This is a genomic window from Streptococcus bouchesdurhonensis (genome assembly GCF_948472335.1).
This window is the reverse complement of the sequence record NZ_CAOKTW010000001.1, coordinates 189,390-203,373: the sequence shown is the minus strand read 5'-3', so window position 1 is coordinate 203,373 and position 13,984 is coordinate 189,390. Positions and strand designations below refer to the sequence as shown.

17 protein-coding genes and 2 pseudogenes are annotated in these 13,984 nt (G+C 32.4%); 5 read left to right on the top strand and 14 right to left on the bottom strand.

Features of this window, described 5'->3' with window-relative positions; all coding sequences use genetic code 11:
- Positions 1-11 precede the first annotated feature (11 nt).
- Together QMQ21_RS01000 and QMQ21_RS00995 are read left to right on the top strand one after the other, a co-directional pair.
- Positions 12-1,370, top strand: a complete 1,359-nt coding sequence (locus QMQ21_RS01000; RefSeq protein WP_084946454.1) for a bacteriocin secretion accessory protein — start codon at positions 12-14, stop codon at positions 1,368-1,370.
- A gap of 476 nt (positions 1,371-1,846) precedes the next feature.
- Positions 1,847-2,158, top strand: a pseudogene (locus QMQ21_RS00995) (transposase); the annotation flags it as partial.
- Positions 2,159-2,548: 390 nt separating this feature from the next.
- Here QMQ21_RS00995 and QMQ21_RS00990 read toward each other — a convergent pair.
- From QMQ21_RS00990 to QMQ21_RS00980, 3 genes are read right to left on the bottom strand one after another with little or no spacing between them, the layout of a single operon-like run.
- Complete coding sequence (locus QMQ21_RS00990) at positions 2,549-3,874, bottom strand: GHKL domain-containing protein (RefSeq protein WP_261813751.1); 1,326 nt, start codon at positions 3,872-3,874, stop codon at positions 2,549-2,551.
- Positions 3,875-3,884: 10 nt separating this feature from the next.
- Positions 3,885-4,625 carry a response regulator transcription factor gene (locus QMQ21_RS00985; RefSeq protein ID WP_261813750.1) on the bottom strand — a complete coding sequence of 247 codons (741 nt, stop codon included), beginning with the start codon at positions 4,623-4,625 and terminating at the stop codon, positions 3,885-3,887.
- 10 nt (positions 4,626-4,635) lie between these two features.
- Complete coding sequence (locus QMQ21_RS00980; RefSeq protein WP_024057774.1) at positions 4,636-4,968, bottom strand: LytTR family transcriptional regulator DNA-binding domain-containing protein; 333 nt, start codon at positions 4,966-4,968, stop codon at positions 4,636-4,638.
- Between the two features lie 200 nt (positions 4,969-5,168).
- Here QMQ21_RS00980 and QMQ21_RS00975 point away from each other — a divergent pair, with 200 nt between their 5' ends.
- Positions 5,169-5,567, top strand: coding sequence for a hypothetical protein (locus QMQ21_RS00975; RefSeq protein WP_261056366.1), 399 nt, complete (start codon positions 5,169-5,171; stop codon positions 5,565-5,567).
- Positions 5,568-5,873: 306 nt separating this feature from the next.
- Positions 5,874-6,290 (top strand): annotated as a pseudogene (locus QMQ21_RS00970) (IS30 family transposase); the annotation flags it as partial.
- Positions 6,291-6,453: 163 nt separating this feature from the next.
- Here QMQ21_RS00970 and QMQ21_RS00965 read toward each other — a convergent pair.
- The 9 genes from QMQ21_RS00965 to QMQ21_RS00925 form a co-directional block, all read right to left on the bottom strand.
- On the bottom strand, positions 6,454-7,188 hold the full coding sequence (locus QMQ21_RS00965) for a hypothetical protein (RefSeq protein WP_084946459.1): 735 nt from the start codon (positions 7,186-7,188) through the stop codon (positions 6,454-6,456).
- Entirely contained in the window at positions 7,181-8,527 is a 1,347-nt protein-coding gene (locus QMQ21_RS00960; protein WP_049534637.1) for an ATP-binding protein, read from the bottom strand. Before QMQ21_RS00960 ends, QMQ21_RS00965 begins: the two co-directional genes overlap by 8 nt.
- A 456-nt stretch (positions 8,528-8,983) precedes the next feature.
- Positions 8,984-9,754 carry a type II toxin-antitoxin system toxin PezT gene (pezT, locus tag QMQ21_RS00955; RefSeq protein ID WP_261813749.1) on the bottom strand — a complete coding sequence of 257 codons (771 nt, stop codon included), beginning with the start codon at positions 9,752-9,754 and terminating at the stop codon, positions 8,984-8,986.
- Positions 9,754-10,230 carry a type II toxin-antitoxin system antitoxin PezA gene (pezA, locus tag QMQ21_RS00950; protein WP_004262609.1) on the bottom strand — a complete coding sequence of 159 codons (477 nt, stop codon included), beginning with the start codon at positions 10,228-10,230 and terminating at the stop codon, positions 9,754-9,756. Before pezA ends, pezT begins: the two co-directional genes overlap by 1 nt.
- 67 nt (positions 10,231-10,297) lie before the next feature.
- A complete protein-coding gene (locus tag QMQ21_RS00945) occupies positions 10,298-10,570 on the bottom strand; it encodes a hypothetical protein (RefSeq protein WP_261813748.1) in 273 nt (90 codons plus the stop codon).
- 37 nt (positions 10,571-10,607) lie between these two features.
- The gene (locus QMQ21_RS00940) at positions 10,608-10,991 is read right to left on the bottom strand and encodes a DUF5945 family protein (protein WP_033685082.1); all 384 of its coding nucleotides are present in this window, start codon (positions 10,989-10,991) and stop codon (positions 10,608-10,610) included.
- The gene (locus QMQ21_RS00935; RefSeq protein ID WP_000152419.1) at positions 10,988-11,221 is read right to left on the bottom strand and encodes a DUF5965 family protein; all 234 of its coding nucleotides are present in this window, start codon (positions 11,219-11,221) and stop codon (positions 10,988-10,990) included. Before QMQ21_RS00935 ends, QMQ21_RS00940 begins: the two co-directional genes overlap by 4 nt.
- A gap of 50 nt (positions 11,222-11,271) precedes the next feature.
- Positions 11,272-12,357 carry a DUF3991 domain-containing protein gene (locus QMQ21_RS00930; protein ID WP_261813747.1) on the bottom strand — a complete coding sequence of 362 codons (1,086 nt, stop codon included), beginning with the start codon at positions 12,355-12,357 and terminating at the stop codon, positions 11,272-11,274.
- 9 nt (positions 12,358-12,366) lie between these two features.
- A complete protein-coding gene (locus tag QMQ21_RS00925) occupies positions 12,367-13,008 on the bottom strand; it encodes a hypothetical protein (protein ID WP_261813746.1) in 642 nt (213 codons plus the stop codon).
- A 159-nt stretch (positions 13,009-13,167) separates the two neighbouring features.
- Between QMQ21_RS00925 and QMQ21_RS00920 the strand changes: the two genes are divergently transcribed.
- Positions 13,168-13,365: a hypothetical protein gene (locus tag QMQ21_RS00920; RefSeq protein ID WP_153209491.1), complete on the top strand. Its 198-nt coding sequence runs from the start codon at positions 13,168-13,170 to the stop codon at positions 13,363-13,365.
- Positions 13,366-13,378: 13 nt separating this feature from the next.
- Here QMQ21_RS00920 and QMQ21_RS00915 read toward each other — a convergent pair whose 3' ends face one another.
- Positions 13,379-13,675, bottom strand: coding sequence for a DUF5966 family protein (locus QMQ21_RS00915; protein WP_261813745.1), 297 nt, complete (start codon positions 13,673-13,675; stop codon positions 13,379-13,381).
- 13 nt (positions 13,676-13,688) lie between these two features.
- Positions 13,689-13,973 carry a DUF5962 family protein gene (locus QMQ21_RS00910; RefSeq protein ID WP_125448109.1) on the bottom strand — a complete coding sequence of 95 codons (285 nt, stop codon included), beginning with the start codon at positions 13,971-13,973 and terminating at the stop codon, positions 13,689-13,691.
- Positions 13,974-13,984 lie beyond the last annotated feature (11 nt).

Below are 13,984 nucleotides of genomic sequence, written 5' to 3'. Positions count from 1 at the left end.
GGAGACTTATCATGAACCCAAAGCTATTTAAAAGTGCAGAATTTTATCAGCGCCGCTACCATAATTTTGCGACACTCTTAATTGTCCCATTAGTCCTATTACTAAGTTTCTTGATTATCTTCTCTCTATTTGCCCAAAAAGAAGTCACCGTCACATCGAGAGGAGAGATTACACCAACTCAAGTCATCGCTTCAATTCAATCAACTAGCAATAACACCATAACAACTAATAATCTGTCCAATAACCAATTGGTCAAAAAAGATGACGTCGTTATCAAATACGCTGAAACAATGGAGAAATCCCAAAAACAAGCTCTTGAAAAACAGCTAGCTACTCTAAATCGGCAAAAAACTGGAATCGAGACTCTAAAAGCAAGCCTGTCACAAGGAAATAACCTCTTTACAGGAGAAGATGAGTTCGGTTATATTAATACCTTTAACAACTTTATCACACAATCTCAAGATATAGAGTTAGGTATCTCTAAAACCAATGCAGAGGTTAATAATCAACTAGCTTTAGCAGGAAATACCGCCACTGCTATAGAGAAACAAATCAATAATATCTACAAACAAATAGCAGAGTATGAGGAACTTAGTCAAGCTATCACTAATAAAAGTTCGAGTTTGTCGGCTAGCAATCCACACAAAGCTACTTTAAATTCCTACTTAGTCCAATCCCAGCAACAATCTCAGCAAGGATTAGATGATCAATATCTTTCTCAAATTAATCAGAGTATCTCAAGTCTAAAATCCTCTATCGCTAGTCTTAATATTCAACGAGCAGGTACAGGAAGTGTTGCGACTTACGATAGTAGTTTAGGAACCAAAGTAGAAGTCCTACGAACCCAATTTCTACAATCGGCATCTCAACAGCTGACAACTGTTGAAACACAAATCACAGAGCTAACAGCTCAACTTGGGCAAGCAAATGTTAACTTTGAACACAACACTATTAAATCCCCAGGTACAGGAATCATTCATTTAAATAGTGAATTTGATGGAAAAACTCTAATTCCAAACGGTAGTGAAATCGCCCAAATTTACCCCAATATTCAAGAAACTAAAGAGGTACTTATTACTTACTATGTCACTTCTGAGTATGTCCCTTTACTTAAAGAAGACCAGGTCGCACGTCTTAAACTAGAAAAAATCGGAAATCAAAGCATCACAATAATTGGGAAAATAAATTCTATTGATAGAACAGCAACAAAAACTGAACAAGGAAATCTTTTTAAAGTGACTGCACTAGCCCAACTACCAGATAAAGACAGTAACATCATACAATATGGTTTACAAGGCCAAGTAACGAGTATCATTGATAGAAAAACTTACTTCGATTACTATAAAGATAAAATCCTCAATCACTTATAGATAACACTTTATGATTATATAGGTACCTTTTGGGATTTTCAAAAAATTTTTTTAAATCTTTTATTTATAATTAGGATATAAACGAAGGAGGTCTAAATAATGGACAAAAAACAAATATCTCTAAAAAAATTTCCAACAATAACTTCTGAAGACCTGTTAAAGATTTATGGAGGAAACCTCTGGAAGGATTTTGATAACCTTATAATTAAGATGAACAGAAACTCCCGATTTTTTAACTAGTCAAAGCTTTTATAAAAGATAAAATAAAAAACATTGTACATTATTTCATAATTGTCAACTGTAGTGGTTTTTTATCGGTAAACCTCTGTTGTGAGAACTCGTGGAATCTCTATAGATAACCTAGGCCAAAACTACTTCTAACTATCAAAAAATAAGCATTTCCATACTTGGAGATGCTCGTTTTTTCATGTTATGTTTTATATTCTAAATAAAAAAACAATTAGAAAACCATGACAATGTATAAAGATTATAATGCAAATCAATTAAGTTTGGAAGTAAATCTTACCTATGATATTTCAGCAACTTACAAAGTTAGAATGATTAGCCTCTCTGTGGACAGCATCCCTAGCCAAATATTATTGGAAGAAACCTCTCACAATGGTCGCCCTGCTTTCCATCAAGCTATACTCATGAAGATGATCCTGTTCACTTATGCTCGTCAAGTGTTCTCTGGACGTAAAATCGTTCAAATGAACGAGGAAGTAATTCCCATGGAATGCTTGAACAAGGATTCCTGTATTATCTGTAAAACAATCAATAACTACCGTTAAAATAAGATATTATAGGTACAGATGAAAAATTTATAAAATTTACAATAGTAATTATTGTAAAATATTTAACAATAACAATAATACTGATAAATTAATATATTTTATAATTTTATACAGAAACATATTGTATTCTCATAGTATGAGATTTGTATAGTAAACATGTTTAAAACTCCAATTTCTAACATATAACTATTTCTCATTTAAATGTATATAAAGTCATAACAAAAGAGTATGGGACAAAAAGATTTTGATTTTAGGAATTCTTTATTATGAAATTTTAAAATCGATAGATTAGACAAAAAAGCGAACAAAACATAATTCTGAGTGTCAGATAACTTGTTTTGTTCGTTTTTTATATTTAAGGTTAGACTGTTGTACCAGACTCTTTTAAAGTTCTATTTCCAAGATCTGTGTAAAGATATAATTTTTACTTGTAGTTTTCAAACATACATTTGGATAAGATTTTAAAATTCTCCGAACATTGGCCAAGCCTATACCCCGACCTTCTCCTTTTGAAGAATTGTCACGCTTGAATATATCTCTCAATTCTATCTCTCTTTCTAAAGTAGAATTTTTTACAATCATGACTAATTTATTCCATTCTGTATCTTCAAGAAAACAAATTGCTATTCCTCCTTCTGCTGCGGACTCTATAGCATTATCTAACAAGATAGAAGTAATTGTTAAGAAGTCTATTTGGTCCATATTTTTTATAGAGAACTGTTCACCAATCTCCAGGGAAACTGGAACAGATAAGTTTTGGGCCTCCGATAACTTAGATAATAGTAAACTCTTTAGCGCCAAATCATTGATATTTCTTAGATGTGCTACATCAAAACGCTTGCCTTTTAATTTTTCACCAGAATTTTTCAAAACACTATCATAAACTTGAGAAACCAGATTAATATCTTTTTGATCTATACCTATTTTTAAGCTCGATAAAATATTAGCATAATCATGTCTAAAGCTTCTAATTTCTTGATACAGCCCCTCAACTTGTTGACTATAATTACTAAGATTTTGCAATTGAATTTCTTTTTGTAGAACGACTTTCTCCTGTAGTTCTTGAAGTAATCTTCTATCCAAGAGATTAACAAAACAAATAAACAATAAAAAGTAAACTGCTGTCCATAATTCTTTATAATCCAACATTCTATCCCAACTTACTTTATCACTGTAGTTTATATAAGATGGTAAGATAAAATAGGCTAGCATTAAAATATCTGCAGTAATTAAAATAAATTTTGTCTTTCTATCCAAGTTCTTTATTTTTAAATGACTAAAATTATATCGAAAGAGACTAATAAGAAAAAACACAATAATTTCAGCTAATAAAGAGAAAATCATTGTTCCTAGATTAGTTTCATATAGTCTATACAATATTGGAATCTTAGAAATTATAAAGTAACCTAAAAAATTTCTGATGACATCCCAAAATCCAAGTGGAAATAATGAGTAAAAAAGTAATAAAGAGACCTTACTTCTTAATTCACCAATAGACAAAGTATACAAGATAAAAAAAGTAGGATAAATCAATAATGACCCAAGAAAGTAAAATTCAGTTGATTTAAATAAAACAATAAATAGGAATGATAAAAGATGGAACAGAATAATGGACATTACTACTTTTTTTAGATTTAATTTCTCACCTACAACCTTAGTATGGATACATAACAATAGAAAAACACCTATAATATTTAGAAAAAATATCATCTAAATCTCCTTAGTCATGAAGTCTTTCGATAGCTTTCATAAGTGGACGAATTTTTAATCTAGAGACAATACAAGAGGACCCGTTCTGAAAATGAACTAACCGATTTTCTTTATCAATTAAAGATATATTATAAGGATTTACGATAAATGATCTATGACATTGAAATAAACGTGGTTCCTGTTTAAGAATATCTGACAATTGTCCATAAAATTCAACTATGTCTCGTTTTGAATAGAGTGTCAACTTATGGGCTATTGACGATGTCTCAATATACAATAAATCTTTAAAAGGGACTTGAATTTGAGCTTTGGATCCTGTAAATATAAAAGAGTCCTCAGATACTGTTCTTCTTTGATTATCGCTAACACTTGAAATAACATTTTCAATTCGTTTGATAAATAATGGTTCAGGTAATTCTTTATCAATGAAATCAATAGCTGATACTAAATATTCAAAAGATACAGGCATAAACTCAGAATGTGATGTTACAAAAGCAATCGCTGCTTGGGAATCAAGTTTTCTAATTTCTCTAGCAACGTCTAGTCCTCTTTTGTCATCATCTTTTATTTCAATATCAAGAAAAAATAATTGATGACTTCCTCTCTCTGAAATGTCCTCTAAAAGCTGTTGAGGTTTTCCATAAACCTCAAAATGCCTATACTCAATCTTATTATCCACCAAAATTTTTTTGACAATATTTTCAATTCTAGTCTGTTGTAAAAAATTATCTTCTAGTATAAAAATATTCACTACTTCACTCCTATATATTTTTCCACTGATTTTTTAATATTGTAAAGTGTCTTCTAGAACAAGCGATGTCTGATACTCTATCATCCATAAACATAATCGTTCTTGTCTCATGATTAAATCCTGCTATTTTATGTTTATTCACAAGAAATTTTCTATGGCATCTAATAAGTTCTTCTGAACTTTCCTCTTCAATTTTAGCTAGTGAGGTTGAAGCTTCAAAATTCCCTTCGGCTGTTACAAAAAGAACAGCATGAGCTTTTGTTGGGTGAGTTGTAACATAATAAATTTTAGAGAGTGGTACCTTTACGATAGCTCTATCTTGATATAAAATGTAGTCTTTCATATTTAGCCTCCTTCTATCAGTTTAATCTTATCAGAATGATGGAAATTAAATTATAAAAATCTCAAATGGTTTCTATACTATCTCAAATGGTAAAAATTTTCTTAATTTAGACATTTCATGATAAAATAGATACTTTTTAGTATCTCAATAATATTAATCTTTCTTCATTTGATAAACTAATTTCTAATGAAAGGAAAGCTATGAAGGCAATTCAAATTTTACACTACTCTTTATTTGGCTATATTTTATCTCTGTATTTAAAATATTATTTCTTAAAAAAAACATTCAAAAATACAAAAATTCTACAAGGGCATAAGATTAACCACAAATATAAATCTTCTACTTATTTTATCATAAAATCAAGGTCCCTAACATCTAAAAAAATGAAACTCTATTTAAAATCTATCCAATTTAGTTCAAAAAAATCAGAAGTCATCATCATAGGCAGTCAGATTGATTATGATGAGCTTTACCGAAACCACTATAGTGTGTTTGGTGTTATAGACATAACTAATAATAAATCATTAAAATATATTAAAGAAAAAATTCATTTTTACTTGGAAGAGCTCTATGAATTTAAGAAGGATAAGAGTGATTAAGTCTATGAAATAAAGTTTCAAGTCTTATAACTTTATATCCGTAATCACCTATCCATTAATTTTGATTTCTTCCTCCATATGCTAGAGTTTGATAGCAAATTATAGTTTTGTCTTAAAGTAGTCATATTTTGTCAGTCTTCTTTTTTCTGAGTTATTGAGATTGATTTGAACTTTTGAGGCTGGGCAAAATCTCAATTCCTGAAGAAAATGGAGTAAATCTTCCCATAAGAAAACGCATAGTATCAAGTTTTTTCAACACCTGAGACTATGCGTTTTTTGGTTCTAAAAAATTTTCGCCCACCTTAAATGGGTATTTCTACCATCTACTACTGGATTCATCATGGAAAATTGGGGGGTAACGAAACAGGATCTGCTTTATCCTAGAAAAGGAAAAGCAAACAAGAAACAAGCTAGTCCGAACTTTAAATCCGCTGGTAAATCTATCGAACAGCGTCCTGAAGCTATCAATCTGCGATTGGAGAATGAACATTATGAGATTGATACCGTTCTACTTACAAGAGAGAAAAACTACTGTTTGCTTGTCTTAACGGATCGAAAGAGCAGGCATCAAATCATCCCATTGATTCGAAATAAAAGCGCTGAGGCGGTCAATCAGACTCTAAAACTCATCTTAAAACAACATCAAATTAGTTCCATAACGGTAGATAATGGAACTAATTCAACCGCTTGTATAATGTGTTTTCTAAGGAATATATCTACTTCATTGAAAATTTGATTAATTACTATCCTAAAAATGTTTGAACTAGAAGTCACCTAGAGAAGACTTGTTGCTGGCTTACTTAAACTTGAAATTTGATCTCTTATGAGTGATTAAATTACTTCAATTCCTAGTCAAAATTAATCTACTTCCATATTTTTTTCAAAGCTATCTAAAGCTATCTAATATTTGAAACAGAATATGCAAATTCGTATAACCCTGATTCATCTCTAATCTACGTATCTGTTGCCAAGAATCCATATAATTCTCCCCCAAAGCTTTTCTCTCAAAAATAGCAATCATCTGGTAAGGATCATTATCTATATCATTCAATAAACCATCTACTGCTGCTGTTTTGGATTCGCTAGGTAAAATCTCATCAAACAACACATGTTCAAGATTAATAGAATTAAAATGAACGGAATATGCAACGGACTTTTTCTTCACTGTCAATGAACTTTCAGATAATTCCTTAATAACAGATACTAATTTTCTGACTTTCTTTTGCCGAATTCTTTGAACGCTATCTCTTTTAGCTGCATTTTCAAAGAGAATTTTTTTGTTTACCAAATCATATTTAAAAGCATTGACACTAGCATCAATGCTGTAGTCGTTAGGATTTATAAATACACCATCAGTATCTGTTACAAAAGCAACATGAACAATCTGTGAGGCAGATAATTTGCTCTTGCTTAGATAACTAAGTAATTGGTCTTTTAAAATCGTAGTTCCATTTTTCCTTTCATTTTCACGTGAAGTAAAAATATCTCCATTTTGGATATCTATCGTAATATCAGATAAATTTAATTTCTGTTTAAATTCATCTACAATTGAATCCAGGCAGTCCGCATCCGTACTTCCTTCAACAAAAATCAAGAAAACCTTTTCTTCTTTTTTACTCACCGATATACTTACCTGCCTTTCTAAGAGCACGTCGCATTTTAGATTGACTCTGCCCTTTATAAAGCTCTTCATCTGCTCCTCCAATTTGAATAGAACGTAAATATAGGTCTCGAAGGTTGTTCGTCATCTTCACTCCCTTTAGAGTGATATATCGATTTTCTCTATTTGTCGTTGAAAAACGAATTTTGCGGGTTGGTAACATTTCTAAAATTCTAAGATTATGTGAAGTGAAAACCAATTGTCCACTGGCATCATTGGAGAAGATTTCCATCAATTCACCTAATAAATATTCAAATATCCCTGAATCGATTTCATCAATAAAGGCAATAAGTCCTGGTTTATTGAAGACTTCAATAAGAAAACCAATCATACTGATAATTTTTCTAATTCCTTCAGATTCATGAATTAAGGAAAAAGTTTTTCCGTTGCGTTGTGCAAGGAAGTTTACATTATAGTATTGATTTTCTTGTGAATCAATCGTCGAATCTCCCACGGTCATCTTCAAGGTTAAATCAGGAATAATAACAGGAATAATTTCATTCATGTAGCGAATGGTGTCTTCATACACAGTAAGAAGTTCTTGCGGTATAGGAGTACCTCCTTTATTTAAGATTGCAGGTAGTCCACCTTGGAAAGCATGATTCTCATTTTTATAGTTAATATTGATAGGCATAGCTCCCATACCTGTCAAATTCGCATACCGCTGGGTATAAATTCGAATATGACTACAAAATTCTTCTAGAATCTGGTAGGCTTTCTTTTCTATCTCTTTACCTTCTTGCTTTTCTAATCGATTTTTAAATTCCTGGGAAAAAAGAACAGAAGATTTAGCTCTTAGTGCAGCCTCTGCTAAAACTTCTATAGCATCCTTACTTATAAACTTGGAACGTGACTTCAAGCTTCCTTCTAGTTCACCCGATTCATCTCGTTCTAAAATTGTAAACTCAAATAAACGTTTGAACTGTGTCCGTGGTCTAAATTCTTTATAAGATATTATTTCATGTGCAAGATATACATTCTGTTCCACTGTAGATTCGTCTGAAATAAACTCAGCCTCATACCTCAGTAGAAGATTATTTTCAGACTCAATTTCTATACAAATCTTTGGCAGACGCTCTTCACTCGTATTGAAAATCCCAAAACTATCTTCAGGAATAGATTTTCCTGCCATAATAGTTTTTAAAATATCCATAGCGTCCACTACTGTTGTTTTACCTGACCCATTTTGACCATAAATACCCAAAAGATTAATGTATCCATTACTATCATAAAACTTTATATTGCCATGATCTACATTTTTTATTTGCTCAATTGTCAGTTCTCTCAATTTAATTGCCATTTTCGATAACTCCTAGATATTTCAACATTATTATATCACTTTTTTATAAAGAAAAAAAGAAAAATGGTATAAAAAATTCCTTTTTTGTCTTGTTTTTTTAAAAAACAAGACAAAAAAAGGTTTAGCTATCTATAATAACTAAAATTCAACATATACATGGGAATGACTGTCAGCAAATGTGCCAAGCCTATCAACCAGATAAGATGAAAAGACAGACCTATCACCTCCCCCCCATATAATCCGAATCATACTGGTAGCTTGATACAAGGGCGAAAACCAGGTCAGCTCACGGAGGCAAGTAGAAAAGAACTTAGCCCTATGCAGTATAGAACTAAATCCTTTGTCTAAATTATTTGTTTAACTTTTTGTGTCAGTACATTTTTGGTTCTAAAAATTTTCACCCACCTTGAACAACTAACAAAAGTTATAAGTAGACTATATTTTTTAACTCAAGATCTAACAACCATTTCGATTAGTTAAATCTTTCAATCTTTCTTCTCCAGATTTAAGCATCTCTTTCTCCACTTGATTCCATTCTCCAAATAGTAAATCATGAAGAACGGTTGTTGCTGAAGTTGTATTTTCTCCTGAATCATATACACAACTTCTATCTCGTTGATAAATTTGAATTCTTTCAAAGATAGCTAGTTCTTCCAATTGTCGTGTATTATCAACTAGATGATTTACAATGAAATCATGATGTCCTTTTGGAGTTGCGCGTGCTTGATTTGGATTGACAGCGTATAGTTCTTCATATCGGATAAGGGTGCTCAGATAGGACAATTCGGGCTTTGTAGCGATTAAAGCTAATTGTACTTCATATCCCTCATTTTTCAATAGTTGTGCTGTTCTCTTTGGAACATCAATTGTTCGTAAAGTTCCCTCAATCAAAAGATTGTATCCCAAATGACTCAATTCTGTTACTAAAGACTCTACCATTTTCCCTGCAAAATCTTTGGTGTATTCTACGCTATCTTTGCCATATTCTTGCTGAAGTTCTAAATAGTGTGGATGCTGAGAACGAAAACTATCGCCATCTATGATAACAATATTTCCTTGAAATTCTTTCTGTTTAATACGATGAATTGTAGTCTTACCAGCACCACTTTGCCCTCCAAGCAAAATCGCTATAGGTTGCTTACTGGACTTTTTTCCTCTTGTCAGTGAGCGAAGATTCCGTGCTAGAGCATGTTTGAATTCACTGTCGGTATAATCTTGGATTTCCATTAGGCTACCATCCGTTTTTCAGATATCTCTAACATACGTTCAATTCCATCCAAATAACCGCTATATCTCTCTATTTCATCAAAAGTTTCTACTAAATAGATATTTGTATGAATCAAGTCAGATAGATCATCACTCATTAAAATCCAAGGATTAGATTCATCATCAATGCTAATTCCCTGACTATCTTGATAGCGATAGAGTCGAGATAATAGATTAGAACCTCTTTCTTTCACAATTTCAATTTTTAAAGTCAATTCATAATCTTCAACAGGATTAAGCATTTTATCTTCTCCTACAATATCGACATAAGATACATTAAACTTCTGACAAATGATGTCAATTAATTCCGTAGAGACTGAACTCGTTCCATTTTCATAACGACTCAGACTATTTCGTGAAATACCTACAATCCGTGCAAATTCGGGTTGTGTTAAGTCATGTGTTTTACGTAAGGATTTTATGTTCTTTCCAATCATGGCAAACTCCTTTATTTTTATAATTCAATTATAGCATAAAAAAGTATAACGCACCAATTTTGGTGCATTATTGGCTATTTTTCCTAAACCTCTCTAAATTCTTCTCCAATTGTTCCTTATGAAGTTGATTCTTAGCTTCCTTTAATGTGTCGTCCAAAGTTTCTTCTCTGAAAGTTGATTCTGTTTTTAGTTGTTCTGATTCTTGATCTGGAGTGAAAATGATATCTAACAGTCGGTCTATTTTTTCAAGATCTTGGACAGACATATCAGATAGTCTATGAATCAGCTTTTTAAATACGTCACTATTGTCGTGATTTTTCTTAAAAAATGTTGTAAACATCTATAACCTCTCAAAAAAAGCAGCCTATCAGGACTGCTTAGTGTAATTCCGAAATCGCATCATAAATGGACTGCAATTTCTTATTGTCTTTATTCTTTGTGTCAATCAACGTATGTAGCTCTTCAATTTTCTTTTGACTACTTTGAATATCACTATTGTTATCCGCAATCAGTCTTTTAAGATGTTGCTGATAACTTGTAGTGATATCTGTCTCTTTTCCTGTTCTAACCTCTGTAACTTTGGGTTTAGAACTAGGATTTGATTCTGTCACAGGTGTTTGTTTTCGCTTTTGAAAAGCTGCTTCATAATTTACATCATTACCTCCTTGATGATTTCCAAATAAGGCCGCAATTTTATCTGGATCTTCTTGATTTTCTGATTTACTCTCTAATGGTTGATTAAAATTCCAATCTTTTGTCATTCACTCATTTCATCCTTTCTAAATTCAGAATCATCGAATTGTCTTTCTTTACCAAAGGCATGGTCAAGAGCTTCTTCAAAACTCATGTGACTAATGCTTTGACGCCTTTTGAACGTCGCAAACATCGCTGTCTCCAGTTGCTCTTTGTAAGCAGCGAGTTTTTCTGTCTCTCTTGCTACCTTACTTTCTTGCCTAGTGACCTTTTCTTCTAAGCGTTCAATAATGGTCATATACGATCCTCCTTCATTCTAATATTAGCTAAAACACCTTGATTTTGTTATCACAATTCTAAACATTGAGAGGTTTGTCTTACTGGTTGATTCCCCAATGCCTCCTTTGCAGTCTCAAGCATCAAATGTAAGTCTGATTTCTTTTCTCGAAGGACATCATTCCAGTCTACTTTTTCTTTCCCAGTTTCATTATCAGGGAAATCCAGGAAAACAGGCAATCCAGCTTGAGATAACTTATCGGAAAAATCTTTTCCTGCATCATCACAATCTACCGCAAGTGTCAATAAATCAGGATGATTATCAAAATAGCTGGTGGTATCACGAATTGTATTCATCAAAGGCAATAACTTTGAAGGTATTACTGTATCTAAGAATTCCAACTTCTGATTTTCTTCAGCTATTAGTCGTAAAGTTTGATAAGCAACAACAGACCTTTTTAATCCCTCCATAGATACCAAACGAACATCAAATAGATTTTGTTGATGCAGTTCGTAATAACTCATCAAGTCGATAAACGATTCACAAAAGACCAGTCTATTTGGTTTACCAATGTCAAAGGATATTCCAACATGTCCATGGCTTCCTTTTAGAATCGTTTTTAACCTCTCTCTTGGAAAAGAGTGATTCTTATATATCCCTTGTAAGCTTGCTGCCTGCAGTTTGTGACGATGATCAAAGCTTTTAAAAACAATAACAGGTTCAACTGTTTCATTTGTTTTCCAGCTGGCTTGTGCTATTAAACCCTGTTGAATCATACTTTGTACGATTTCTTCTGAAATTCCTCTACATTCTGTTAAGTAATATCTGGCCAGACTACAGTTAGAATCTTCTATTCTCTTTAAAGGATAATAAAATGGTCTCTCTCTATTTTCTTGAACAGCTTCTTTTTGAAAAGGTTCTTCAGAAAGAAAGGCTAGAGCTTCTTTAAAGGAAATTCCCTGAACAAGTCGAACAAAATCAATGACATCACCTTGAATATCTCTTGAAAACCATTTAAAAGTATTGGTAGTTGAAAAAATCCGAAATGAATCGTGTTCAGGATGTTCATAGACACTGCTCGAAACTTGTTTAAAGGAGATACCTAAACGATTGGCTACATCAAGAATTGAAATTTGCTTACATTCTTCTATTTCCATGCAATATCATCATTTTGTCGTAGTATTTGGCAGTGATGGAACAGATGAGGATTCTTCCAAAGTTTTGGGAGTGGGCTTATCCAAATCATCTAACCCAGATTTCCAAACCTGTACTTGGTTGACCAATAACTTACCAGGTAGTTTAGAATAGGATAACTTAACTGTTCTTGTTTCTGTCTGATTAGTCTTTGATTGGTTGGCATTCTTTAAATCAGATACATAGGTTACATTATAAGAGACCATGGCAATAGCTTGATTCGTAGTCTGATTGACAAAGATATCTGCTTTTTCAAAATGATAATCCAAAATATAATCCTTATACACTTGGTTCATGGCATCATTTTGACTTGACAATTCTTGAGAATAAGCCGATTCAGTCATATAAGGTTGAATACGTGTATTATTTTCTCCGAGCTTTTCTTTCGTATAGTACTGAGTCAAAAATTCTTTTACAGTATCCGATGACAAAATGCTGGCTTTATCTTCTGCTTGTTTGTCCTCTACAAGTTTAGCTGCAGCCAATTCGATTTCTTTGCGACTTTGTTTAGCAGTAGAATGTTGACCAGCAGTATATCCCATCATGAGAATAAAGCTAGTTGCAGCCACTGCTCCAACACTAATTAAGGCTTTAGTTTTGACTTTATTTAACATCTTAGACCTTCTTTCTATAAAAACTAGGTCAAGAATAACAAAAAGGACTTGTAAGTTTTATCACACCTTAACGAAAGGTGATTCCTACATTTCAGGCGCAAAATCGTACAGTTCAGAGAAAAAAATCAAAACTAGATGTCTTCATCTTATAATGTAACTATGAAAAATTTAAAAGAAGAAAATTTGAGAAGAGCTCTTTCTCATATTGAACGCCATAAACAAGCCATAAATACAAGTAATAATAGTGAGGATAATGATTTTCATAAATTATTACTCCAATTTAGCTATGATGTATATGAAAGAATCAAGGCTAATAAAAAACCTTATCCGAATTTAGATTCAGATAAAGTTTTTTAACTATCTAACAAGTTTACATACTTTCCTTAGTTTTGGAGTTTATGAAACGCCAACTGAATCCTAGAACCAACATCAGATTGATGAAAAGGTACACAGCCGTAAAACTAGTTAAACCATGTTGTCTGATATCATCAAAGTATAAAGTCGGTTCAGTAAAGAACAAATATATTCCATAGCCCTCCACGAAAATAAGAAAACTGACAATACCAATCAGAAAAAGTCCACTGGCAATAAGAAAGAGTCTCCATAAAAGAATGAGAATTCCTCCTACTGCTAAAAAAATTACTGGGATAAGGAGTAAATCATTCATGACTTTCTCCTTTCTAGTCAATCAACTGACGATAATGGGCGGCAAGAGAGGAATCAAATTCCTCTAGCTTTTGAACTAAGTCCAAATACTCCTCTTTTTCATGTTCTTCAAAGTCCACACCTCGATGATTCTGAAGAGAGATTTCCAATTGACTAGTGAGTTCTCGTTTAGAAAAACTGTAATCGCCTGTCACTTCCTCATAATGTTCCTTTAGCTCCTTGTAGGCTTGGTATTCTTCAGGCGTTTGAAATCCCTGTACCAAGGCCTCCTCTAATTGATAATAGGTATCTTCCATCATAATCGTTACCT